The following is a 23886-nucleotide window of genomic DNA, read 5'->3' as shown; positions in this document are numbered from 1 at the left end:
TACACGATTGCTTACTTCAATAGCGGGTGACTAAAATCACCCGCTATTAGTCGAACACGTCCTTCGGAATGTGCGTAATCCGGCAGGCTAGATCGACCTCACCAGAAGCAACAATGTAATAATCTCCGGCGTCGAGGATACCCGTCGTGAACACGACGTCGGAAACGTACATCTGTTCTTTCAACTCTTCAAGTAAATCAGGTCGCGATTCAAGAATGGGCGTCTGATCTTCGAGCCGCAGAATCGTGGTAGGGTCGTTGGCGTCGAGCAAGGCCCAGAATGTCCGGTAAATACCGACTATACCCTGTCGCTCAACGCCGTGGTACAGCAGCAGCCAACCTTTATCGGTCAGAATGGGCTGGGTTCCTCCACCAATTTTCGAGGTCGATGTAGACGCTCGTCTGGGCCGGATAAAGGGCTCATCGATGGGTTTCCAGTGAAGTGCATCCGGCGATTGGGACAGGTTAATGGCTGGCCCCGGCAGATACGGACTGCCTGGCGCATACGCAAAATACAAGTCGCCGAGCGGTCGGGTCAGCGCGAAGAATTTGTCATTGACCTTGCCTTCAAACAAGACCATGTCTTTGTTCTGGTGGTCCAGAATAATGCCCTGCAACGTATAATTCAGCCCGTCGGTCGAGGTGTAGAGCGTTGTGCTATGTCGCTCGGCGCTGACCGAACAGGTCGTCATGTAATACGTATCGTCAACCTTCGTAATGCGGGCGTCTTCGACACCGTATTCCTGATACGTTTTCTGCGGAGCAATAATCTTGTCGTAATGAACTTGCCGCACTTTAGTGCCGTCTTCATTTAACTCAACGGGCAGCAGCCAAGATAACGACGTCAACGCCATCACCCGAACCGGGTAATTGAGTACCTGAAATTTCCGTGGGTCAGCTGCATTCACCTGATCTAACAGGTATTCATCCAAGACGTATCCAGCCTGCGCATCCCAGCGAATGGTATGAATATGCGTACCAACAATAGGCTGACGTAACGCTTCGGCCACCCGAACCATGATGAGCAGATTCCCGTTGGGTAAACGGGCCAGTCCCGGATTAAAAGCCCCTAACACGTACGTTTCAGCCTGGATCGTATTTCGAAACGGTGAATAGTGCAGGTCAACATCGTTTGGGCCGAAGACAATCAGGTCAGTTGGGAAAGTCATACGTTCAGGCGCTACGTACTGAAATGAGAGAACACGAAAAACCGTCCTGTTCGCGTAGCAGAAAGGTTACGTTAACAGGACGAGATTAATCAAATACTTAGATTAGCTGCATGTGTGGCCGAATCTGCATCGATACCACATCGCACCGGTGCGGCTGCGTCAATACGTAATGAACGGCAACGGCAATGTCTTCGGCCAGGAGCATTTCTTCTTTCTCGATTTCGGGCCTTTGTTCTTCAGCGGTGGTACCATGAATATCAGACTTCACTTTACCGGGTTCAATCAGGCTTACTTTTATACCTTGTTCGTTGACTTCCTTGCGGAGTGCCTCGGCAAACCCCTGAATACCCGTTTTCGTAGCTACGTACACCGAACTACCACCCTCCCGAACGTCGGCGCTCATGGAACCAATAAACACAATATGGCCCTTTTTGCCTTGCTGCATTCGCGAAACGGCTTCTTTGGTGCAGGCCATGTAGCCTAACAGATTCGTTTCAACTACGTTCCGCCACTGGGCATTATCCATATCAGCGATTGATTCGGCGGCCAGAGCTGCGTTGCTAATAAAAATATCGAGGCCCCCTAATATCTGATCCGCCTGTTGAAACACGCGTTCAACCTCTTCCTGTTTCGATAGATCAGCGATCATGCCATCGGCCTGCCCACCGGCTTCCCGAATCCGGCCCAGGGCTTCGTCGAGCTGCTTCTGGTGACGACCCATCGTAAATACATGAGCCCCGTAGGAGCCCAGCAAAATGGCAATAGCCTGCCCGATACCGGTGGTACCACCGGTAATCAGAATCCGTTTCCCCTCTAAGGGCTCTACCTGCGTGTGTCCTTTGCGATTTTCCATAGCGTTGTATGTTGGTTATAATCAACTTTTTTTCGTCCGGCTTGTTGGCTTTCGTTCCCAATCGATTCGGAATCGGGAACCACCCGGCACCCGAAACTCGTAGAGGTCATCGGTGTGAGCTTCGGCTTTACATTCGCGCTCCGTACCGGCCGTTAACTGAACCAGACGAACCAGGGGCAAACGCTTCTGATTCGCCAGCACGCGAAGGCGACAGGTGAAGTCTTCCGTGCCGGAAATCGTGAACGTAACCTCCCCGCTCCCAGCCGTTCGGTTCCGAAAATCAGCCCTGAGGATGGGATACTCGGTGTAAATGATGACCGGAACGCTGGGCAGGCGCAGGTAAGCGCTGGTTGCTAAAACCAGGGCACTGGCGCTGCCGTATACTTCCTGGCCAACCTGACCCGCCTGCTGCCAGCCGGTTCGTAAATCTTCGAGTGGAATCGGCAACATAGGCTGAATGTGGCCCTCGCGGGGTTCATCGGCAACCGCATCGTCGGGCAATTCGGCCGGCAGATAATACCGACCGCGGTGTAGCAGGTACTTCATGTACTCGGCCAGTAGCATGCCCAGCGCAGGCGACACCTCGAGTTCGACCAGCTTCAGGTATTCCAGGGCCGCAGAAAACGCTTCTTCCTCTTCGTAAGACGCTACGTACTCCGCATCCTGAAGGCAGGATACCCCCATGAACGTAGTATAGTGTTTGGCATACCCGAACTGACAATCCCACATCCACATCTTAGCAACGACACTGGCCATGCATACTTTACTCAGATCAAAATACAGCCGGTTGCTGGTGATCCGCCAGAGTTTAGCCATCGTTACCGCGCTCATAATGGTGTTGTTGGTCTGATAAAGCAGTTCGAAGCCTTTGCCCATCAGCATTCGGGCCGATGTTTCGGCTTCTTTCAAATACTTTTCATCCTGCGTAAGCTCATAAGCCTGAATCATTACGTGCGTAAACAGACCGGGCACGTCGTGCTCACCCGTAGTGCCGGGCTTTGGTTTGTCTTTGTATACTTTCAGGCTGTGTATATTGTAAAAAACCGGCCACTCATAGTCAAAGTGATGCGCGGCCTTAATAACGAATACCAGTGAGCGTAGAAACATCTTCTGCGCTTCTTGGTCGCCCGATTTAGCGAGTCGCCCCAGGTTCAGTAGACTATACAGTAAATACCAGGAATCCATCCGGACCTGATCTTCTTCCTCGCTTAGGTCAGCATCCGCCTTCGTAAAGTCAGTGCCGGGTAGCCACCGGACAATCGTGCCCAGTTTCTGATCGAAAAAGGAGTAAACACTTTTCCGAAGCTGATCCGCGAGGTCTACCGAATTACCCGTCCAGATTTGATAGTCCAGCAGCGGCAGTAAAATCGCCATCTGTACCATACTCTCGGGCGGCTTGTAATCCGAACCGACGTAGGCGTTGAGGTAAAATTTGCCGTTGATTCGCCGACCGCAGGCATCCGACGACGCCAGCGTTCGCAGGGTCTGCGTAGCGGCCGATGGCCAGTCGTAGTACTCAGTTTTGGGCTTGGGAATGTATCGGTAGATCTGAGCAATCGCTTCCAGAAAGTGATCGGCCGCTTCGTATTCGTCGACCGGAATGGTTTCGGTCAAGAACAGGTACGCATCCGAAATGACCAGCTCTTTTCCGCCAATCAATGGTTTCTCAGACGTAGGCAACGAAAGACCAAGTTCTGGCCATTGCACCCCTACAGTACCACTGGGGTCCGTTTGTGTCTGCTGACAATACGCGTTCAGGGCGGTCAGATTCTGAAAATACAGCACTGTACCGGTACGTGGCTGGTCGACGGAAAAGAAGACGGTACCCGACGTAGGCCCGTTCTGGGACGTGTAAACCCGACCCACAGTTTCGTGGGGTTGGTAGTGTGCGTCCAGTACATACACATCGCGGGGCAACGATTCCAGCGTAAAACTCTGATGCGAACGAAGGGATGTTGTATAATGCAGCATGGGTTGATCGGGGTTTGGCCACTCAACCCGCACCGTAAACACCCCCAGTGCGCCCTCGATCTGGTACCGGATGCACGTATCATTTTCCGGGTGTGCCGCACAGGACGTAAGCCTACCAGGGTCGAAGCAGGTCCGTAATGCCAGCTTCCCGCCTTTGGGAAAGCTGAAGATCACCCAGAACGACGTAGCGTCCAGGCAGGTTTCCAGTTTCCCGATGGAGATCGACAGGGGAGCCGGATTTCGTTTTTCAGGCTGTTTCAACTCTTCCTCAACGCCCAGCGTCCATTGCGATACAACCTGGCTGCTAACTCCCTGATTTGATGTAGAGGCTTTAGGCATATACGTAATGATTTGCCCCTTTAAACTTATCTCTTCCCTAAAAGTTAGTTACAATTCGTAACAGGCCGCCAACCACATAACAGAATGGGCTGCGAACGCTAGCCGCATCGTATTTTCCAGATCGCTGATGCAGCGATCTGCTTTAAGTGAATCGTCTCCGGCTGTCAGAAATTCGTTACATTCACCATCTGCCAGCCCGTCGTTTCTTACTTTATGAATCAGCCAGTTACGTTTAGCCTCACATCAGCTTTTAAAGCTAAAGTTATTTCTCTGAAAGCATGAATATTTTGCGCAAACATATCTGTAAAATCTCCTATTCAGTCCTTGATTTTTATACATTTGTACTTCGTTACATCGTTCTATTTTGAAAGTATAACTGCTTTACGCACATGAACAGAAGAGACGCCCTCATGCGGGTAGCCGCGCTGGCTGGCGCAACGATGTCGTTGCCCGCGCTGGCCGACACGCTCGAAGCCTCGGCTGCCCGGCGTGCCTTAACTGGTAAGCCGCTTTTCTTTACGGCCGATCAGGACGCGACCGTTGCTGAATTAGCCGACACCATTATCCCGACGACAAGCACGCCCGGTGCAAAGGCCGCCAAAGTGAATGAGGTGATCGATATAATCCTGAAAGACTGCTATAAACAAGACGATCAGAAGCGTTTTATTGAAGGACTGGCCCAAACTAACAAGCTAAGCCAGGACGCCTACGGCAAAGCCTTTGTGCAGCTCGATCCAACGCAGCGCATCGCCATTGTGAAGCAACTCGAAGCGGATGCTAAACAACAGCGCGCGAAGATGGCCGCTCAGCGGGCTGCGGCTAAAGTAGAGAACTCCCAGGCCGATTTGCAGATGCCCGAAGCGAAAAAGACGTATACGCCTTTCTTCACCATCCTGAAAGACTTAACGCTAACGGGTTACTTCACTTCAGAAATCGGCGCAACTCAGGCGCTTGAATACGTAGCGGTTCCTGGGCGCTATGATGGCTGCGTGCCGCTGAAACCCGGTCAGAAAGCCTGGGCAATCTAATCCTGTTTGTCTGTTTCGCTGTGCGTTTGTTCGGTTGTTCTCAGGCCGGGCTATATAAACAAGCAAACGACCAAACAATCAAACAATTCAATCATGAATCTAAATATTGACGCTAAAAAAGATATGACCTACGACGCCATCGTTGTAGGATCAGGTATATCGGGTGGCTGGGCAGCCAAAGAGCTGACCCAGAAAGGCCTGAAAGTATTGATGCTGGAGCGCGGCCGCGATATTAAACACATCGAAGGCTACGTAACGGCAACGAACAATCCGTGGGATTTCCCGCACCGCGGCCGGATTACGACGCAGGCCGCCGAAGAATACTGGGCGAATATGCGTACCGGCTACACAGCCAATGAAGAGTGGCGTCACCACTTCGAGAACGATAAAGAAAATCCATACCTCGAAAAACCAGGTCGTCAGGTTGACTGGATTCGGGGTTACCACGTCGGTGGGCGGTCGCTCATGTGGGGGCGGCAAAGCTACCGCTGGAACAAAGAAGATTTTATGGCCAATGCCAAAGAAGGTATTGGTGTCGACTGGCCGATTCGCTACGAAGACCTGGCTCACTGGTATACGTACGTAGAAGCATTCGTCGGCGTTTCGGGCAATAAAGACGGGATCGATGTTTTACCCGATGGCAACTTCCTGCCCCCCATGCAGCTCAACTGCGTGGAGAAAGAAGCGAAAAAGCGAATCGAGAAAGCGTTTCCGAAACGTACCGTTACCATCGGCCGAACCGCTCACTTAACTGATCCAAAACAGCAGCATTACGATTTAGGCCGGGCGGCCTGCCAGTACCGGAATCAGTGTATGCGCGGTTGCCCCTACGGTGCTTACTTTAGCACGCAGGCGGCAACGTTGCCCGCGGCCATGAAAACGGGACGCTTAACCCTGCGCCCGGACTCAATCGTGTCGGAAGTCTTGTACGACGAGAAAAAAGGCAAAGCAACCGGCGTTCGGGTAATCGATCAGAACACGAAGGAAGTACGGGAGTATTTCGCCCGGATTATCTTCCTGAACGCATCAGCGTTTGCCAGCACCTCTATCCTGATGAATTCAAAGTCCAGCCGCTTCCCGAACGGAATGGGCAATGAGTCGGACCAACTCGGCCGGAATATCATGGACCACCACCTGGCGGTTGGTGCTGCGGGTACCTTCGAAGGCATGGAAGACCAGTACTACTACGGTCGGCGGGCCAACGGGGTCTACGTACCTCGCTACCGGAACTGGGCCGGTGACAAACGGGACTATGTCCGTGGCTTTGGCTACCAGGGCGGTGCCGGTCGGGGTGGCTGGAACCGGGGGAACGGCGTTGACGGGTTTGGGGCTGATTTCAAAGAAAGCCTGACGAAACCCGGTCCGTGGACAATGAGTCTGGGTGGATTTGGCGAAATGATTGCCGATCCAAACAACCGCATGACGCTGTCGCCTGACCAGAAAGACAAGTGGGGTCTGCCGCTGATCGTGTTCGATGCCGCTTATGGCGAAAACGAACGGAAAATGCGGATCGACATGATGAACGATGCGGCCGAAATGCTCGAAGCCGCCGGGTTGAAAAACGTAACGCCGTATAACGACGAATCGAAACACCCTGGTATCGGTATCCACGAAATGGGTACGGCGCGCATGGGCCGTGATCCCAAGACGTCCGTTCTGAACGCGCACAATCAGCTTCATGCCGTTAAAAACGTCTTCAATACCGACGGAGCCTGCATGACCTCGGCTTCCTGCGTAAACCCATCGCTCACCTATATGGCCTTAACAGCCCGTGCCGCTGACTTTGCGGTTAAGGAGATGAAGAAGGGGAGCCTGTAAGCGTATACGTATATTACACCAAAGCGGCAGACCAAAAAATCTGCCGCTTTTTTTTGGCCTATTCGAGCCGTCAATGCGGTTTTGTCATTTTTTTTAAACCTGAAATCGAACAACTCTATCGGAATAGTGTTATTTATCCGAATGTCAAAGAAATTTGATAAGCGAACACAACTCAACTATGAAAAAATTAATTGTAATGGGATGTATGCTGGCAGCCGGCATCACCCTTAATGCGAACGCACAGACGACCAATTCAACCGGTACGGGAACAACCGGTACGACCACAGGTACGTATTCAAATGGCTCCAATACGAGCACGAACTCAGGTACGTACCAGACCCAACCGCCAACGACCAATTCAACCGGAACGGGTACGATGGGCACAGGAACGACCGGTTCAGGCACCATGGGTACTACCCAACCCCCAACGACCAACTCAGGTACAATGGGAACAACAGGTACCTATAATTCAGGCACGACCACCGGAACCGGTACCACAACGGGCACGGGAACGTATCAGAATCAGCCCCAGACTGGTACAACGACCGGAGCAGGCAGCCAGTATAACAACGCCGGAACGGGCAACTCGACCAGCGGTACAGGTTCTGTAACAAACGGTGGTACCTCAACCTACGGTACGGGTACAACGGGTAGTGGTTCAACAAATTCGGGCTCGTATTCAACCGGAACGGGTTCGATGAACAGCGGAACGACGATGGGTACCCGGGATCAGTCAAACACGACGGATCGGGTAAATGGCGGTTCGACGGGAAACAATAGCCGACGGAATAAGAGCAAATCATCTCGTTCGTCTTCGTCGTCTACGACAACCACCACTCCTCCAAATAAGTAATCAGGAGTTGTTCATAAAGTTGACCAGGGCAGTACCTTTGTTAAGGAGACTGCCCTGGTTTTTTATGTCTGATACAACACCACTGATTTCACTTACCAACTTAACGCTTCAACGAAATGGATCGACACGGTTAAAAGACGTAACGTTTCGGTTGCGGCCCCACGAGTGCTGGGCAGTAGTCGGCGCTACGGGCAGTGGCAAAACCTTACTTTTGCAGACGCTGGCGGGCCAGTTCTCAGTGCATCCAGACAGGCTGGCCCGTCGGGCACGCCCCGAGTTTGTTGCCTTCAAAGAAGAATCGCACCAGTTTTCGTACAGCGGTCTGTTTTATCAGCAGCGCTACCAGGCGACCATGACCGAAGATCGGAATGGGGACAAGATGCCAACGTTACGTGACTATCTACGCTACACCGACACGCCCGAGAACAAAGCGTTAATTCAGCGGCTGGGCCTGGACGCGTTATTGACTATGCCGTTTTTAACGCTTTCGAACGGCCAGACTCGTAAAGCCCGGATTGGAAAGGCGCTTTTACGTCACCCCGATGTGTTGCTGCTCGACAACCCCTTTGTTGGCCTCGACAACGGATTTCGAGCGCAGTTAGCTGAATGGCTTGGCGAATTAGTCCACCATGGGATGACGCTCATGCTGGTGGCAGATCAGGATAATATACCTGGCTTTGTTACGCACGTCGTTGAGCTCAATCAGGGCCGCATTCAATGGGTGGGACCAAAGGAAGCGTATACGTTCCAGCCCCTCCCAGGTACTCACCCAAACGTTCCGGTCCTGCAAACCCCTCCCAAACCGGTCGACTTTTCGGAAGCGTTCACCCTGTCGGACGTAACGGTACGTTACGGCGATACGGTCGTACTGGCCGATATCAACTGGACGGTTCGGGCTGGTGAGCGCTGGTGTCTGCTGGGGCCAAATGGTGCTGGCAAATCGGTGCTGTTGAGTCTGCTCTACGGTGATCACCCTCAGGCCTATGCGAATCAGATCAATGTCTTTGGTTACCGACGTGGTAAAGCGGGCGAGAGTATCTGGGACGTAAAGCGACGCATTGGCTTTGTATCGCCTGAATTGCATCTGTACTTTCCGCAACATCTACCGGTCAGGCAGGTCATACTTACTGGTTTAACCGATACGCTTACCGTGCCGAACCGGGTTTCGCCCGATGCGGATGCTGACCTATTGCAACTGCTATCCTATTTTGGACTGGCAGAAGCTGTAGATCGCCCATTCGGAACCTTATCAACCGGTGAGCAGCGCCTAATTCTGTTGATCCGCGCCATGCTGAAAAACCCACCCGTACTGCTTTTGGATGAACCCTTCCAGGCGCTGGATGTCCGCAGTGTTGAGCTGGCCCGGCGGCTCATTGATCATCTACCGCCCAAAACCGTTTTATTCATTACGCATGATCAGCGCGAATTACCCAACTCCGTCAATCGGCTGTATCAGCTAAAGCCCAATCGAACCACCGGTTTACCACTTGATTGAAGCTGACACAGCGGATAAATGCCCAGCCTTCGTTGAAACGGACCATTCGCTTCGGCGATCAGCGACTACGACAGACGTAACATTGGCATAGTTTGTGAGGAATTAAGCCGCCTTTTTTTCATATAACGATCAGGTCGTTTGCTCAGCTAAGCTGCGGGTTGCGGCACCGTTCACACAACGCTTTAAGCTTAAAAAAGCCGAAAAATGCGCTTGGCATGATATTCGTCCTATATAACTGTGATAAGCTGGACGTATGATAAAACGATTACTGGATAAATTTATGAGTACTTATGGATGGGTAATGGTATGGCTAATCGCAATGCCATGCGCCGTGGCCGGATCCTATCCGGATGCCGATACATGCCAGCATCCGAATCCGCCTGTGCTCACCGGTACTGCTACCACTATCTGTCGAAACGAGACGGTTACCCTGACGGCTGTGGGCTGTTCGGGAACGATTATCTGGTCGACGGGAGAGACAGGTCCTACTCTAAACGTCCAGCCCCAGCAAACCACCACATATACCGCCATTTGCCGGTCGCAGCCCGGTTGTATCAGTTGCTTTGCCGAGCCCTGGAAAGTTACAGTAAACACACCAAAAGCACCGATTGTCACTTCTTCATCGCCCTTAATTTGCCCCAATGATCCCGTTACGTTAACGGCTACGGGCTGCTCAGGTATTATTCATTGGCCCGACCAAATGACGGGAGCAACCTGGACGGGTCAACTTCAACAGACGACAACGTTCCAGGCAACCTGCGAACAGAATGGCTGCGTCAGTACGGTATCCGCGCCCGTAGCGGTTCAGGTATCCGCGCCAACCATTCCACAACCGTCTGTTGATAAAGACGAACTATGCGCCGGGCAACCCGTTCAGCTATTGGCGTCGAACTGCATAGGCCAGGTCTTGTGGTCCGATGGCGGATCGGGGTTGTCCCGCACGATAACGCCGACCCGAACAATCACCTACCGGGCCATCTGCCAGATCGGCTCATGCCGCAGCGATAGTTCTCAACCCGTCACCGTAGTTGTCCGGCCGACGGTAGCTACTGTAAACGTAACGCCTACCGCAATGAACGGCTGTCCGTTCCAAACCGCTGACCTCACTAAATCCGTACAGAATAGCGGGAATAACGCTTCGGGCTATTACGTATTCCGAACGGGACCGTCGCTCGATGCGCCCAGCGTACAATCGCCCTGGGCGGTGATTGGTAGTACGTATTACGTATTCGGCCGCACTGCTGATGGCTGCTATACCGAGCCCGTGGCGGTTGCCGTAACAATTACGCCCTGTCAGAACGCCATTACCCCCTGCCTGAGTAACCCCGCAACGGTTACGGCTCAACTCGACACACTCGACTGGGCGAAAGGTGTCATGCAGTTACGCGGTCAGTTGGGCGGTTCTGCCACGCAGGCGAACTGGCAAAGTGAAGGCGGAGGCTTGTTTACCAGTTCTGACCTGAGCACCCGATATATACTGTCCGAAGCCGATCGCCAGCGAAACACGGTAACCTTTACCCTCAAGGTTCCTGACCCGGACGGGAATGGGCCCTGTGTTGGCGCATCGGCGAACGTAACAGCGGCAGGTCCGAGCCTGTCACCCGAACTCGTTGGGTTAAGCAAGGAAGTCAGCACGCCAAGCTGGCTGGTCGATAATAACGCCCAGGTCGTTGAGGTAACGTATCAGTTTACAGCTAAAAACTTGGGCAAACACCGCTTAACGAACCTACAGATCTCGGATGACTTGGATGCGGCCTTTTCGGCCTACGGAGTTATGATCCAATCGGTACAGGTCCGGGCTGATAGTAACCTCGTCATCAACCCTGCCTACACCGGCCGGAGAGCCGATACTACGCTGCTATTGACCGGAAATCTTCCTGCGGGAGGGCAGAGTCGTGTATGGCTAACCGTGCGGCTGGATGTGAGTCAGGCCACTACGCTAACCTTTACAAACCGGGCACTGGCCCAGGCCGTTGATACAAACGGAGCTATCTGCCGCGATTGGTCTACCAATGGTGTCGACGCGGACCCCGACAAAAACGGCAATCCCGGCGACAACAACGAACCTACGCTGGTGACCCTGCATTCGACGCGGCCCGAAGTCGCCGAAAACGTGTTTATTCCGGAAGGCTTCTCACCCAATGGCGACGGTCTCAACGATGTCTTTGTTATTCAGGGCGTACCCGTCGGTACATCCGTTCAGGTACAGATTTATAACCGAATGGGGCATCTGGTTTACCAGACCATGAATTATAAGAATGATTGGGATGGTACATCGAACGTGGGCAGTGTGGTTTCGAATGCGAAGCAGGGCCTGCCCGACGGAACGTATTATTACCAGATTCGGCTCAGTGATGGCCGTGAGTTCGTCCGGTTTATGACGTTGGCGCGGTAAGTTTTTCAGCAATGATTTGTCGGCAATTTCGTTTGCCGAATGGGCGGAGGACAATGGTCCACAAGTTACATAAGTACGACACGGATGAGTAAGAAATGGGTGACGCAACTAGTGGGAGGATTGCTGTGGCTAAGCTTTACAACGGCTTGGGCACAGACCGATTCTCTATTGAGACAGGCCGACCGCCTGCTCAACTACAAGGCGTATGGACGGGCAATCGATGCATATACACAACTATTAAATGAACAGGGTACCCAACTTACACCTGCTCAGAAAGTTACGGCCCAGGGTCAGTTAGCCTTTGCCTATCAGCAGGTGGGTGATGGCCCTAAAGCAGAGCGTTTTTACCGGGAAGCGTTAACGAATACTACAGAACCGAATCTGCAGCACATGCTGCAATACGCGAAAGTTTTGGCGACCAACGGGAAGTTTCCGGAAGCCCAGCAGCAATACGAACGCTACCTGCAACTCAAAGAAAAAGCGTCGTCGCCCAGGCCAGTACCAACCGGTCAGGCTGCCAACTCGCGCAAAGAACCCATCCGGTACCGGCTCGAGTATTTAGATCTGAACACCTCGGGAGAAGAGTTTAGTCCCGCTTTTTATCAGGAAGGGCTGGTGTACGTAGCGGGAAAGAAAGGAGCCGCCAACATCGAAACGACCGGCAAGGGAGGTGGCGCTGGCTACCTTGATCTGTTCTATATTCCCAACCGGAACGACATCCTGGCGGCTGGTATTGTCAACGCTGACGGCAGCTTGACCAAAGTAGCAACGGAACGGCCTAAACCGCAGCGGCAGGTCGGCAGCGACAGTTATAGCCGCCCCACCCCAAACGACTCCCGAACGGTGCCGAACTACAATGCGAGTGTCGCCATTACGGAAGGGTTAGGGTATGAGCCACGCGCCGTGAACCCGACACAGCGCTTCAGCCAGACCTTAAATTCAAAATATCACGAAGGACCGGCTGCGTTCTTTCGGGATGGTTCACGCATTATTTTTACCCGCAACAATTACAACAATGGCCAGTCGGGCAAAAGCGCCGAAGGGGTCAACAAGTTAAAGCTCTATACGGCCCGCCAGCAAAACGGTTCGTGGGTCGATATCGCAGAGCTACCTTTCAACAGTGATGAATATTCGGTAGGTCACCCAACGGTAAGCCGCGATGGGCAGTCGCTTTATTTTGTCTCCGACGTACCTGGCGGCTACGGCGGTACGGACATATACCTGAGCCGCTACCAGAACGGGCAGTGGTCGAACCCCGTAAACTTAGGCGAAACCATAAACACAAAGGGAAACGAGCTCTTTCCGTTTGTCGATGATGCCGGGAATCTGTATTTCGCTACCGATGGGCGGAAGGGACTGGGCGGATTAGACATTTTTATGGCGACCATGACGAGTCCTACCACGGCGCAGTCGGTGGAGCGCCTTGACGCGCCTATCAATTCTCCTCAGGACGATTTTGGGTTCATCACGGACGTAAATCGCAGCGGGGGGTATTTCAGCAGCAACCGGCGCACGGGTAATGATGACATCTACCGGTTCGCTCGGCTAAGCTCGCTTTATGGCTGCCGTAACCTTACGATCCGTCTGTATAATACCAACACGGATCAACCGCTCGACAGCGTAACGGTGGTCGTCAAATCGCGAACCGAAGGGCGAATGAACCAGACCATTACGTCCGATTCCAACGGTTTTGTGCGGCTATGTCTGGACGCAGACAATGACTACACGTTTCAGGCCAGCCGGGATGGGTTTATCAATAGCACCGTTGGGTTCACAACCCGCTCTCTCACTGACGACCAGCCGAGCCGTTTAGAAATCGGCCTGATTAAACCAACCGTCGTTATCGATACCGTTGCTAACGCATCCGATCTGCCTGGCGGGGCCCTTACGCAGTCACGTATCCGCGGTGTTGTCATGAGCGAACGGGACCAGCGACCGCTGGATGGCGTAATCGTCCGTCTTCGGAATGAGTGCGATGGAACGCAACTGGAGTACGTAACAAAAGCTGATGGACGGTATGCGTTTGACCTGAACGAAGGGTGTGATTACACACTGATTGCGTCGAAAGCGCTATTCGGTACCAATACCAACAAAATTAAGCGGCTACCCAAAAAAGCGAAGCCTAAGGAATTATCGGCTGATCTGCGAATGCTCAGCGTAGGCGATGTAGTCATGATCGATAATATTTATTACGATCTGGGCGGTTATAATCTGCGCCCGGATGCTTCCCGCGAACTCGAGAAACTGGTGGCTACGATGCGCAAATACCCGTCGCTGATTATCGAAATTCGATCACATACCGACAGTCGGGGCGACGCGACCCGAAACAAAGCGTTGTCGGAACAACGGGCGCAGGCCGTCGCCAGCTATCTGGCCTCAAAAGGCATCAGCCGCAAACGCATGAGTACGACCGGTATGGGCGAATCGCAGTTAGTGAACAACTGCACCGATGGCGTTATCTGCACCGAAGCCGAACACCAGCGCAACCGCCGGACCGAATTCAAGGTAATTGAAATTAAATAGGTCAGGCTTAGGATATAGTCCGGGACGTAATGATTGAGGAAGTTTTAGCTTTGCGTCTCTGATTTTATCACAACCATGCTGGTTTTTCCGAATTGTAAAATTAATCTTGGCTTACGAATTACTGAGAAACGTCCCGACGGCTTCCATAACTTACAATCCTGCTTTTACCCCGTAGGCTGGAGCGATGTTCTGGAAGTCGTCCCGGCCGAAACGTTTGCCTTTAGCAGCAGTGGCCTGCCTATCCCCGGCGATCCCGCCAAAAATCTTTGCGTACGAGCTTATGAGCTACTGAAAACCGATCACGACCTACCGCCCGTGCAGATGCATCTCCTTAAAATTGTGCCGATTGGAGCTGGTTTAGGCGGAGGCTCTGCCGATGCGGCATTTGCCCTGAAGCTCCTGAATGATCGTTTCGCGCTGGGCTTAGGGGGGGCTGAGCTCGAAGCCTATGCCCGCCAGTTAGGTAGCGACTGCGCGTTCTTTGTCCAGAATCGTCCGCAGTACTGTATTGAGAAAGGAGACGTATTCGACGAAATTAATATTGGTCTGAGTGGCTACCACATTATGCTGGTGTATCCAAACCTGGCGATCTCAACCGCCGAAGCTTACGCAAACGTTCGGCCTCATCAACCCGAAATTCCTCTCAATCAGCAGTTAAACAGTTCTATCGAGACCTGGCGCGAAACTATTCACAATGACTTCGAAGATAGTTTGTTCCCGAAGTATCCGGTGTTGAGCGCCATCAAACAGCAACTGTACGAGCTGGGCGCGGTGTATGCCAGCATGAGTGGCTCCGGCTCAACCGTGTATGGGATTTTCAATGCCCCCGTTACAACCCCAAACCAATTTCAGGATTACAGCGTTTGGCAAGGTAGACTCTAGGTAAAGACGTAAGCGTGAGCAATTTCGTAACGAAACGGCGTGAGCCGTTCCGCTTTATGGTTTGGTTAGGCATCGGAAGCAGCGTTATGCTGTTCACCATCCTGCTGGTAGCCTATGTTATCCGGCAAACCGGACCGGGCTGGGCTGACATTAAATTGCCGAATGTGTTTTTGTTGAGCACCGTCGTTATTATGTTGAGCAGTCTTACGCTGAATAATGCCAACCAGGCCTTCCAGCACGAACGTTTCCCCAGTTATCGCACTAATATGGCGACGACGCTCGTGCTCGGCACGCTATTCATACTGCTGCAAGGCTGGGGCTGGCGGCAACTGATCCGAGCGGGGGTCGGGTTAGAAGGCAATCCGGCCGGTGGCTTTATTTATATCATCTCCGGCGTTCACCTGCTCCATATCCTGATCGGTCTTATTTTGATTGTCATCTCGCTGATCGAAGCCATGCGTCGTCGGCTGTACATCGACTCCTTTGTGTACAGTGTCAATCCACCGAACCGGCTCAAGCTAAAGCTGCTTACGTTATACTGGCACTTTGTTGATGTACTCTGGCTGGCGTTGTTCGTTTTTCTGCTTATTCACCACGGCGTCGATTTATCGCTTACGCTGTAACGGGTGGCCACCTGCTCATTTGCGCCGTGCTGAAGCAGCGCCAGTACCTTATTCTGTTGCTTTCTATCGTTATTTGTATAAAAACTGTTTCATTTCTCTTTTCATGAAGAAAATAGCTCTATGGGCGGGCATGTGTTGGGTTAGCGTAGCTGCGTTCGCGCAAACAGGCATAAGCACTACGTCCCCAGGGTCGAAATATGACCCGCTCGCTTTGTTTCACCCACTGTTTAACATGCAGCCGGGCAATGATTATCGCACGGGTAGCGGAGCCCCTGGGCCACGTTACTGGCAAAATCGCGCCGATTACCAGATCAATGTAACGCTCGACGATCAGCAAAATACGATCACGGGTGAAGTCACGATCACGTACAAAAATAACTCGCCGGAGACACTGCCGTTTTTATGGTTGCAGTTAGACCAGAATGCCTTCAGTGATACGTCCCGCGCAGCCCGAACAACGCCAACTACGGGTGGTCGGTTTGGCAACCTGGGTTTTTCGGGTGGTGTGACGGTTACCAGCGTAACGGTTGATCAGGGAAAAGGAAAATTTTTGGCAAACCCTTACACCATTACGGATACCCGGATGCAGGTTCGTCTGGCCGAAGCCCTGAAGTCGGGTGGCGACGTAAAGGTTAAAGTGGCTTATTCCTTTAAAATCCCGGAATATGGTTCCGACCGTATGGGACAGCTACGTCGCAAAGACGGCATCATCTATGAGATTGCGCAGTGGTATCCGCGCATGTGTGTGTATGACGACATCGAAGGCTGGAACGTACTTCCCTACTTAGGCGCGGGCGAGTTTTACCTGGAGTACGGCGACATCGACTACAACGTAACCGTTCCCTGGGATCACATTGTAGTTGGATCGGGCGAGCTGCTGAATCCGACCGAAGTGCTGACCGCCGACCAGATCAAACGGCTGGCACAGGCCCGGCAGAGTGACCAAACGGTGATTATTCGCGGTAAAGACGAAGTGACGAACCCCAACACGCGGCCCAAAAAATCGGGTACGCTAACCTGGAAGTTCCGGTGCCAGAACACTCGTGATGTCGCCTGGGCCTCGTCGCGCGCTTTTGTGTGGGATGCCGCCAAAATGAACCTGCCAAGCGGCAAACCATCACTGGCGCAGTCGGTTTACCCCGTAGAAAGCGCAACCAACGATTCGTGGGGCCGTTCAACAGAATACGTGAAGGGTTGCATAGAGTTCTACTCAAAATACCTCTACGAGTACACCTATCCCGTAGCCACGAACGTAGCCGGTATCGTTGGGGGTATGGAGTACCCCGGTATCGTTTTTTGTGATCACAAAGACAAAAAAGACGCGCTCTGGGGCGTAACGGACCATGAATTTGGCCACAACTGGTTCCCCATGATTGTAGGCAATAATGAGCGTAAGTTCCCCTGGATGGACGAAGGATTCAATACGTTCATCAATACGTTGTCGACGGCTAATTTTAACAACGGCGAATATAACCGCGAGCGGGGCACTATGCACGACCTTGCTCCAGCGCTGTTCTCGCCCGCCGAGCCAATCATGACGATCCCGGACGTACAGCAGTCTCGCGTTTTAGGTCTCCTGGCTTACTACAAGCCCGGTATGGGTCTGAAAATGCTGCGGGAATCCGTTTTGGGACCCGACCGCTTCGATTATGCGTTCAAGGTCTATATGAACCGCTGGGCCTTTAAACACCCAACTCCCTATGATTTTTTCCGGACGATGGAAGATGCGGCCGGCGAAGACCTTGGCTGGTTCTGGCGGGGTTATTTCTACGAAACCTGGCGGCTGGACCAGGGTGTTCGGGAGGTTAAATACGTTGATGGAGCAGCCGACAAAGGTTCGCTGATCTCGATTGAGAACCTGGAGAAAATGGCAATGCCGGTTACGATTGAGGTTACCGAAACGAACGGCAAAAAAGGTCGCGTGAACTTACCCGTTGAGGTATGGCAGCGGGGCGGCATCTGGACGTTCAGATACAATTCAACGTCTCCGCTGAAAACGGTTGTTGTCGATCCCGATGAGAAGCTGCCGGATGTGAACGAGAAAAATAACATCTGGCGCGCCGACGCCCAGTAGAAAAGCAAAAGCTAGCTAAAAAGGGCTAAAGAAATCGTTCGGTTTCTTTAGCCCTTTTTAGTTTCTCTACTTTTCGATCAGCATGGCCCCGTACGAATAGCCTCCGCCGAAAACAGTGATCACGATACGTTGTCCTTTTTCAAACGTATCCCACTGTTCAGAAAGCGCAATGGCACATCCGGCACATCCGGTGTTGCCAAGCCGGTCGATATTTGAAATCAGTTTTTCTTCGGGTAAGCCCAGTGTGTTCATAACATTCCGGGATATCCGCAGATTGGCCTGGTGGGGCAGTACGTAGTCAACATCAGCCAGCGTCAGCCCGCATTTCTCCAGCACCTGCAAACTCGCCTTCGGCATGTATTGGCAGGCATTGATGAATACATCGCGGCCGTGCGGCATGGTTACACCGCCTTCCATCGGTTTCATCATCACCGCTGTGGTCGCCTTGGCCGTATGTGCGGCCCCCCCCGTGAGCAACGCCCGAATGGCGAAGTCCTCATCGCTCTGGCGCTCTTTAGTAATCAGTAAAGCGGCTGCGCCATCGCCCCACAGGTGCCCCGATATTTTGTCCTGATCGTTATTATAAGCCGTGTTATGCTCCGACACAATGACTAAAGCGCGGCTGGCCTTATTTAAGGCAAAATAGCCTTCTACTACTTCAATAGCGTTCAGTAGCGATGAGCAGGCCGTCGATATCGACACGACCGGAATATCTGCGATCCCAAGGGCATGCTGGGCTTCGTGCGCGAGTGAAACAATGGTGTCGTAGGGCGTATAGGTAGCGCCAACAATTAAATCAACGGTCGATACATCTACTTTAGACATGAGTCGCTGAACCACCTCAAGCGTCATGGTATTTGTGTTCTCACCTGGGCCAGCTTTACGCCGTTCTACGATTCCAGTACGTTCAATAATCCAGTCGCTGGAAAGGCCGTTGAGCTGGGTAAAATGTTCATTGCCAATTACCTCAGTTGGAAGATAATGGCTTACTTCATGGATATACATCAGGCCGAAAATAAGGCTACTACAAGAAATAACCCGAATTAATGCCGAAAGTTAAATCCTTCCGGGAAAGTGTAGTATTACACATTAGAACAATACCACTATGTATTAGATTCGTTTTATTTAATCAAAATTTAATTTCGCTGTGGAATAGGTCAACACCAGGGTATAAAAATCCCGTAGCTTCCGGGCTTCACTCGTCCAGTTGTATTCCTGCTCAACGGCCTGACGCCCCCGTTGCCCCATGGCATAAGCCTGTTCGGGGTAATCGATCAGATATGCGAGCGCGTCGGCAATCTGCGCAGGGTTTTCGGGTGACACGCAAAACCCGCAGTTATGGCGCTCAACTACGTCTTTATATAACGGAAAGTCAGACGTAATGACTGGCAGACCCAGGGCCATATACTCAAACAGTTTCGTGGTATACGAATCGGGGTAATCGCCAATGGGTTTGAGTAAGGCCAGGCCGACCGTGGCCCCGGCCGCGTACGGAAACGCATCGCGCTGGTCGGCATAGCCATGAAACTGCAACTGAGGACGTAACGCATCATACTGGGCAACGCCTTCCAGATCTTTATCACCGAAGTTTCTCCGCCCGAAAAAATGGACGACAAACCGAGGATGAACAGATTTCAATAAGGCCAGAGCGCTCACCAGCGTATCAAAAGCGCGTTCAAACGTCAGCCAGCCGATGTAGAAAAACGAAGGATGATTCGAATCTGGTTTATACGGCTTTCGAAACGGCTCAATAAACGATAAGAGTGGATAATTATAGATGATCGAATACGGCTTTGCCAGCTCACGATACGTATCCAGGTAGCCATGCTCGGTAAAGATCAGAAAGAAGTGCTGCTGCGCGGCCCAATCAAACCAGCGAAACGCCTTTTCCAGCCAGTAGCCGCGGTTTTGAGTCCGAACGTGCAGCTTTTTGTGCAGGTTTTCCTGAACCTCGTAAATAACTGGTATGCCTAACAGGTGGAAGATAAATGCAAACGGAATAAACTCCGGTACGTAGACATGGATAAGTTTTGGCCGCAGCCACAGCCCTCGCAGCAACACCAGCGGACAGGTGATGAGGATTCGCCAGATCACCAGCCGGAAATAAGGCAATCGAATAAACCGAATAGTAGGCGCAATCGCTGAATCGGCACGCGGTAAGGCACAAAACACCTCGTATTCAGTAGACAGCGTCTGGCATTGTTTGAAAACGATACGCGGGTCTTGTGGCGGATGAGCCGTGCTAATATGCAAAATGCGTAATTTTTTCATAAAACCCATCTACGGGCACGGCCGATTAGTTCAAGACACCGAATGAGCGCAGCTCGGCATCGATCTGCTGATTCCAGCGCTCTTGGGCCGCCTGGTTCGTACTGTGGTTGGTTTCCAGATCATACCGCTGCTGCATCTGGTTCATTTCCCTGAAGGACTCTATAAATTGATACTGGATAATGCTGTTGTAATCCTCCAGAGTTAAGCTATCAGGCTGAATTTTTCGTTTAAACCGTTCAGCAATGATTTTCGCAATGTCAAAATGGCGTTGTTCGTGGTTAAGCGCGTACGCGTTTTTAGCATCGGGCCGCCCCCAGGATGAATTTTTGAGCATGTAACTCTTTACCGTTAGGTTCACGTTGATCACTCCGTTCCTAACCGCACTCTTGCCTTCGTACGCAAAGCTGGTAAATACTTCGGCTGCGTAATGGCTTCCTTTACGTGGTTCCGCCCGAAAATCGGCCCATACAAGCTTACGAGCCGGGTTGTAATGCACGGTATCATCATCCGTAATACGCGAGTCTTCGCTAAAATTCACCACCAGACGCGTTGCCAGCTTTTCGTTCTGGCCGGCCTCTCGGTTCATATATTCGTTTAGGCTGCGAAGCGACGCAACCAGCGCCTGACGGATGGTTGGCTCGATTACGGCCGTTTGCTGAATCGGACGGACGTAGTTGGCACTACCCCGGTACGTAGTCAGGCGGGTACTTGTCTCGCGGCCATCTTCTTTTCCTAGCAAGTCGAAAGCGGCTTCAAACGTAAACCGGCCCGTCACCCGATTGCCAGCGGCAGTTTCGGTCAGGCGGAGCTGTATGATTCGCATGGCGATCGGACGCAGTTTTTTGGTTTGAGTCAGCGATCGGCTGATAAACGTACGAACCCCTTCAGCGGCCCCCCCTTCCAGGTCAACCGGTTGAACAGGCTGGTTAAGAGCCACGGCTAAACGGGCAACGGCTCCGTGCTCCTGGCGCTGATCAGTAACCGCTGCGATAAAAAACTCTTTCGGCGTAAACGCTAGCTTTTCGGGCTGTAGCTGAATGGGATCATTTTTGGGCGACACCCCGGATAACACAGACAAAAACACAAACCATATTACCTTATCCATCGTATCAAAAACTGATTGTTAAGGACAAAAGTGCCTGTACCAAGGTAATGGCTGGATTGCATTTATCGGTGAAGAAAAACGGGAGGTGACTTAACTATGTTGAAGAACGAAAATAAACAGTTATTGATAAATAGGTCGATCACCGTGCCATACACTACTACTTATTTAGAAAAACGAATTGTGCGCCGGTTGAGCCGTTTCAAGTGGGTGCAAAGCGTCAGATGCTTACGCTCTAGCGTTTGCAACAAAGCCTTAGCTTCGACCCGAACCAATTGATTCAGACAATCATAGTGAGCCAGCACCAGGCGTCGAGAGTTTCAGCCACTAACATGAGTTTAAACGCTTTATTACAGTGCTAGCAAGCGCATGAGTCCGGCGACCAAAGATGAAAGCGACTACCTCACCAGTAGCGACATCTTCCATTCACCATAACCACCGAGGGAGCACCTTATAGCTCACAAAGCTTGCATTACGTCGACCTTAAGTCTGACAGTACCCCTTGGCTCATTAGTAACGTTAACGCTGTACGTTTATAATTCCGCCCAACTGGTATTTGTAAGTAATCTAGCTTTATACTATTGTGGGCAAACGATGTTACTTTATCAACGGCAACGATAAATGAGCGGTGAACCCTGACAAATTTGTTCTGCGGAAGCTTTTGTTCAAGATAGCTAATTTTTTGGTAACTGATTACCTCCTGTTTGGTTGTTCTTACACGTACGTAGTCACGGAGACTTTCGATGTAAATAATGTCTTTCAGGAACACTTTAATCATTTCACGATCTGCTTTCAGGTATAAATAAGCCTCTTCATTTATTACGTTATCCTTTTTGTCTTTTTCGGAAGGTGCATACCGTTTCAATTGCTTGATTTTGGCAATACTGCGAAGAAAACGATCAAAGCTGACGGGTTTCAATAAATAATCGACTACATCAAGATTATAGGCTTCAAAAGCATAATCACGATAAGCAGTTGTCAGGATGACATGGGGTTTGTTAGGTAAGGAATGGAGAAGGTCAATACCGGTAACATTCGGCATTTCTATATCAAGAAAAATAATATCAATCGTATCCAGTTGAAGGGTTGTCATTACATCAAGGGCATTTGAACAACTTTTCACCGCGACAAGCTCTTCTATCCGTTTCACATAAGACTCCATTAGTTGCCGGGCTAAGGGCTCATCATCAACAATAAGGCAACGCATAGACTATTTCAGATTTTAACTAGTTAGTTGCTAACCGTTTGCTAGCTTAAATTTGTGTTTAATGACAATTTCAGTACAGCCATATATGTATCCGCTTCGTCGAATAGTTGTAGGGAATGACGATCAGGGTATAAATAGCTCAATCGCTTAACTACATTTTCCAGGCCAAGCCTTGGCGACTCTGTTTTTTTCGGCTGATGTGGGGGTTTATTGTTTTCGACCTTTAAAATCAACATATCATTGATAACTTCCAGATCAATGTGTATCCAACTGTCCTGCAATTGGTTCCGCGCCCCATGTTTAAAACTATTTTCAACGAATGGCAGCAGTAGCAGCGGAGCGATCAGGTGCGTAGCCTCATTAGCATAATTAACAAAATGGACTTCAAGCCGGTCACCATAGCGAAGTCGTTCAAGGTCAATGTAGTTCTGGATATACTGAATCTCTTTAGCAAGCGATACTTCCGCCTGGTTGCTATCGCAGAGCATATAACTCATCAATTCAGATAATTTGTGAACCATTTGCGGGGCTTTCTCCGAATGACTCAGAGTAAGCACGTACAGATTATTCAACGTATTAAATAAAAAGTGCGGATTGATTTGTGATTTCAAGAGCTTAAGTTCAGCCGCCAGTTTTTCCTTTTCCAGCTGCTGGGCAGCCTGCTCAAGCAATTGAGTTGCCTGTTGGTGCTGATAATAGTATTTGATTAGATGAAAGGTTGACGCAATAGCCACCCATGAGTAGGTGTAAAAAATAGCGATCAGGATCTTGGGCAGGAAGAACAAGGGTATACTTAATCCCCCCGGATAATATACAGGATAAAGAATATAGTAGGAAATAACCCGAAGAATGAATCCGCAAATGGCCATTGAGCCAATCAGGAGCATTAGAAAGATTAAGTACTTCTTCAGTACCAGAAATCTGTCAATCAGAATATACAACGTGAAGTAGGCGGCACTGATTTTTATGGGCAGCTCAACTAGGGTAGAAATCAGTTTTTCACCATACTTCCCATCTACTAGTCCCCAGATCAGGACATCGTAAAATACAATTCCTACCCAGAATAAACTATGTAATACGAAGCGATAGCGGGAAACTAGCAGATTTGGTGTCTGGGTATGCATTTGTGCAATCGTTCGCATGAAACAAGAACGAAATTTATTATAACTGAGCGCTCTTTTTTAGACAAACAACCACAAGAGCAGACAAACGACCGATTCACATGTGGCTGGAGCCGCGGGCAAAATCAGAAAAAGCCTGACACACGTCCAACGCCGTTTAACT

Annotated in this window: 18 protein-coding genes; 9 read left to right on the top strand and 9 right to left on the bottom strand. The window is 51.1% G+C overall.

Features of this window, described 5'->3' with window-relative positions; genetic code table 11:
- Positions 1–46: 46 nt before the first annotated feature.
- From ACYVBJ_RS11840 to ACYVBJ_RS11830, 3 genes are all read right to left on the bottom strand, one after another.
- The gene (locus ACYVBJ_RS11840) at positions 47–1168 is read right to left on the bottom strand and encodes a glycoside hydrolase family 130 protein (protein WP_460982509.1); all 1122 of its coding nucleotides are present in this window, start codon (positions 1166–1168) and stop codon (positions 47–49) included.
- A 97-nt stretch (positions 1169–1265) separates the two neighbouring features.
- Positions 1266–2021, bottom strand: a complete 756-nt coding sequence (locus tag ACYVBJ_RS11835; RefSeq protein ID WP_460982508.1) for an SDR family oxidoreductase — start codon at positions 2019–2021, stop codon at positions 1266–1268.
- A 21-nt stretch (positions 2022–2042) separates the two neighbouring features.
- Positions 2043–4331: a hypothetical protein gene (locus ACYVBJ_RS11830; RefSeq protein ID WP_460982507.1), complete on the bottom strand. Its 2289-nt coding sequence runs from the start codon at positions 4329–4331 to the stop codon at positions 2043–2045.
- 389 nt (positions 4332–4720) lie between these two features.
- Between ACYVBJ_RS11830 and ACYVBJ_RS11825 the strand changes: the two genes are divergently transcribed.
- The 9 genes from ACYVBJ_RS11825 to ACYVBJ_RS11785 all read left to right on the top strand — a co-directional run bounded on the left by ACYVBJ_RS11825 (position 4721) and on the right by ACYVBJ_RS11785 (position 18022).
- Positions 4721–5359, top strand: a complete 639-nt coding sequence (locus ACYVBJ_RS11825; protein ID WP_460978002.1) for a gluconate 2-dehydrogenase subunit 3 family protein — start codon at positions 4721–4723, stop codon at positions 5357–5359.
- Between the two features lie 93 nt (positions 5360–5452).
- A complete protein-coding gene (locus tag ACYVBJ_RS11820; RefSeq protein WP_460982506.1) occupies positions 5453–7177 on the top strand; it encodes a GMC oxidoreductase in 1725 nt (574 codons plus the stop codon).
- 178 nt (positions 7178–7355) lie between these two features.
- A complete protein-coding gene (locus tag ACYVBJ_RS11815) occupies positions 7356–8030 on the top strand; it encodes a hypothetical protein (protein ID WP_460982505.1) in 675 nt (224 codons plus the stop codon).
- A 64-nt stretch (positions 8031–8094) separates the two neighbouring features.
- Positions 8095–9525, top strand: coding sequence for an ATP-binding cassette domain-containing protein (locus ACYVBJ_RS11810; RefSeq protein ID WP_460982504.1), 1431 nt, complete (start codon positions 8095–8097; stop codon positions 9523–9525).
- Between the two features lie 331 nt (positions 9526–9856).
- Positions 9857–11920 (top strand): T9SS type B sorting domain-containing protein, encoded by a 2064-nt coding sequence (locus ACYVBJ_RS11805; RefSeq protein ID WP_460982503.1) that lies wholly within the window; start codon positions 9857–9859, stop codon positions 11918–11920.
- 84 nt (positions 11921–12004) lie between these two features.
- Positions 12005–14443, top strand: coding sequence for an OmpA family protein (locus ACYVBJ_RS11800; protein WP_460982502.1), 2439 nt, complete (start codon positions 12005–12007; stop codon positions 14441–14443).
- 75 nt (positions 14444–14518) lie between these two features.
- Positions 14519–15325 carry a 4-(cytidine 5'-diphospho)-2-C-methyl-D-erythritol kinase gene (gene ispE, locus ACYVBJ_RS11795; protein ID WP_460982501.1) on the top strand — a complete coding sequence of 269 codons (807 nt, stop codon included), beginning with the start codon at positions 14519–14521 and terminating at the stop codon, positions 15323–15325.
- 14 nt (positions 15326–15339) lie between these two features.
- Positions 15340–15948 carry a cytochrome c oxidase subunit 3 gene (locus tag ACYVBJ_RS11790; protein ID WP_460982500.1) on the top strand — a complete coding sequence of 203 codons (609 nt, stop codon included), beginning with the start codon at positions 15340–15342 and terminating at the stop codon, positions 15946–15948.
- Positions 15949–16051: 103 nt separating this feature from the next.
- Positions 16052–18022 (top strand): M1 family metallopeptidase, encoded by a 1971-nt coding sequence (locus tag ACYVBJ_RS11785; protein WP_460982499.1) that lies wholly within the window; start codon positions 16052–16054, stop codon positions 18020–18022.
- A gap of 66 nt (positions 18023–18088) precedes the next feature.
- Here the strand turns inward: ACYVBJ_RS11785 and ACYVBJ_RS11780 are convergent, their stop codons facing one another.
- The 6 genes from ACYVBJ_RS11780 to ACYVBJ_RS11755 form a co-directional block, all read right to left on the bottom strand.
- A complete protein-coding gene (locus ACYVBJ_RS11780) occupies positions 18089–19027 on the bottom strand; it encodes a 3-oxoacyl-ACP synthase III family protein (protein ID WP_460982498.1) in 939 nt (312 codons plus the stop codon).
- Between the two features lie 120 nt (positions 19028–19147).
- Positions 19148–20293: a glycosyltransferase gene (locus ACYVBJ_RS11775; protein ID WP_460982497.1), complete on the bottom strand. Its 1146-nt coding sequence runs from the start codon at positions 20291–20293 to the stop codon at positions 19148–19150.
- A 25-nt stretch (positions 20294–20318) separates the two neighbouring features.
- Complete coding sequence (locus ACYVBJ_RS11770; RefSeq protein WP_460982496.1) at positions 20319–21398, bottom strand: hypothetical protein; 1080 nt, start codon at positions 21396–21398, stop codon at positions 20319–20321.
- 161 nt (positions 21399–21559) lie between these two features.
- A complete protein-coding gene (locus tag ACYVBJ_RS11765) occupies positions 21560–21700 on the bottom strand; it encodes an IS1 family transposase (protein ID WP_460978014.1) in 141 nt (46 codons plus the stop codon).
- Between the two features lie 167 nt (positions 21701–21867).
- Positions 21868–22602: a LytR/AlgR family response regulator transcription factor gene (locus ACYVBJ_RS11760; protein WP_460982495.1), complete on the bottom strand. Its 735-nt coding sequence runs from the start codon at positions 22600–22602 to the stop codon at positions 21868–21870.
- Between the two features lie 41 nt (positions 22603–22643).
- Positions 22644–23744, bottom strand: a complete 1101-nt coding sequence (locus ACYVBJ_RS11755; protein ID WP_460982494.1) for a sensor histidine kinase — start codon at positions 23742–23744, stop codon at positions 22644–22646.
- Positions 23745–23886: the final 142 nt, after the last annotated feature.

It is taken from the genome of Spirosoma fluminis (genome assembly GCF_054778895.1).
This window is presented reverse-complemented; position numbering and strand designations above follow the sequence as displayed.

Coding starts and splice junctions, on each gene's coding strand:
- ACYVBJ_RS11840 (WP_460982509.1), bottom strand. CDS start 1,168: ATGACTTTCCCAACTGACCTGATTGTCTTCGGCCCAAACGATGTTGAC.
- ACYVBJ_RS11835 (WP_460982508.1), bottom strand. CDS start 2,021: ATGGAAAATCGCAAAGGACACACGCAGGTAGAGCCCTTAGAGGGGAAA.
- ACYVBJ_RS11830 (WP_460982507.1), bottom strand. CDS start 4,331: ATGCCTAAAGCCTCTACATCAAATCAGGGAGTTAGCAGCCAGGTTGTA.
- ACYVBJ_RS11825 (WP_460978002.1), top strand. CDS start 4,721: ATGAACAGAAGAGACGCCCTCATGCGGGTAGCCGCGCTGGCTGGCGCA.
- ACYVBJ_RS11820 (WP_460982506.1), top strand. CDS start 5,453: ATGAATCTAAATATTGACGCTAAAAAAGATATGACCTACGACGCCATC.
- ACYVBJ_RS11815 (WP_460982505.1), top strand. CDS start 7,356: ATGAAAAAATTAATTGTAATGGGATGTATGCTGGCAGCCGGCATCACC.
- ACYVBJ_RS11810 (WP_460982504.1), top strand. CDS start 8,095: ATGTCTGATACAACACCACTGATTTCACTTACCAACTTAACGCTTCAA.
- ACYVBJ_RS11800 (WP_460982502.1), top strand. CDS start 12,005: ATGAGTAAGAAATGGGTGACGCAACTAGTGGGAGGATTGCTGTGGCTA.
- ispE (WP_460982501.1), top strand. CDS start 14,519: ATGCTGGTTTTTCCGAATTGTAAAATTAATCTTGGCTTACGAATTACT.
- ACYVBJ_RS11785 (WP_460982499.1), top strand. CDS start 16,052: ATGAAGAAAATAGCTCTATGGGCGGGCATGTGTTGGGTTAGCGTAGCT.
- ACYVBJ_RS11780 (WP_460982498.1), bottom strand. CDS start 19,027: ATGTATATCCATGAAGTAAGCCATTATCTTCCAACTGAGGTAATTGGC.
- ACYVBJ_RS11775 (WP_460982497.1), bottom strand. CDS start 20,293: ATGAAAAAATTACGCATTTTGCATATTAGCACGGCTCATCCGCCACAA.
- ACYVBJ_RS11770 (WP_460982496.1), bottom strand. CDS start 21,398: ATGGATAAGGTAATATGGTTTGTGTTTTTGTCTGTGTTATCCGGGGTG.
- ACYVBJ_RS11760 (WP_460982495.1), bottom strand. CDS start 22,602: ATGCGTTGCCTTATTGTTGATGATGAGCCCTTAGCCCGGCAACTAATG.
- ACYVBJ_RS11755 (WP_460982494.1), bottom strand. CDS start 23,744: ATGCGAACGATTGCACAAATGCATACCCAGACACCAAATCTGCTAGTT.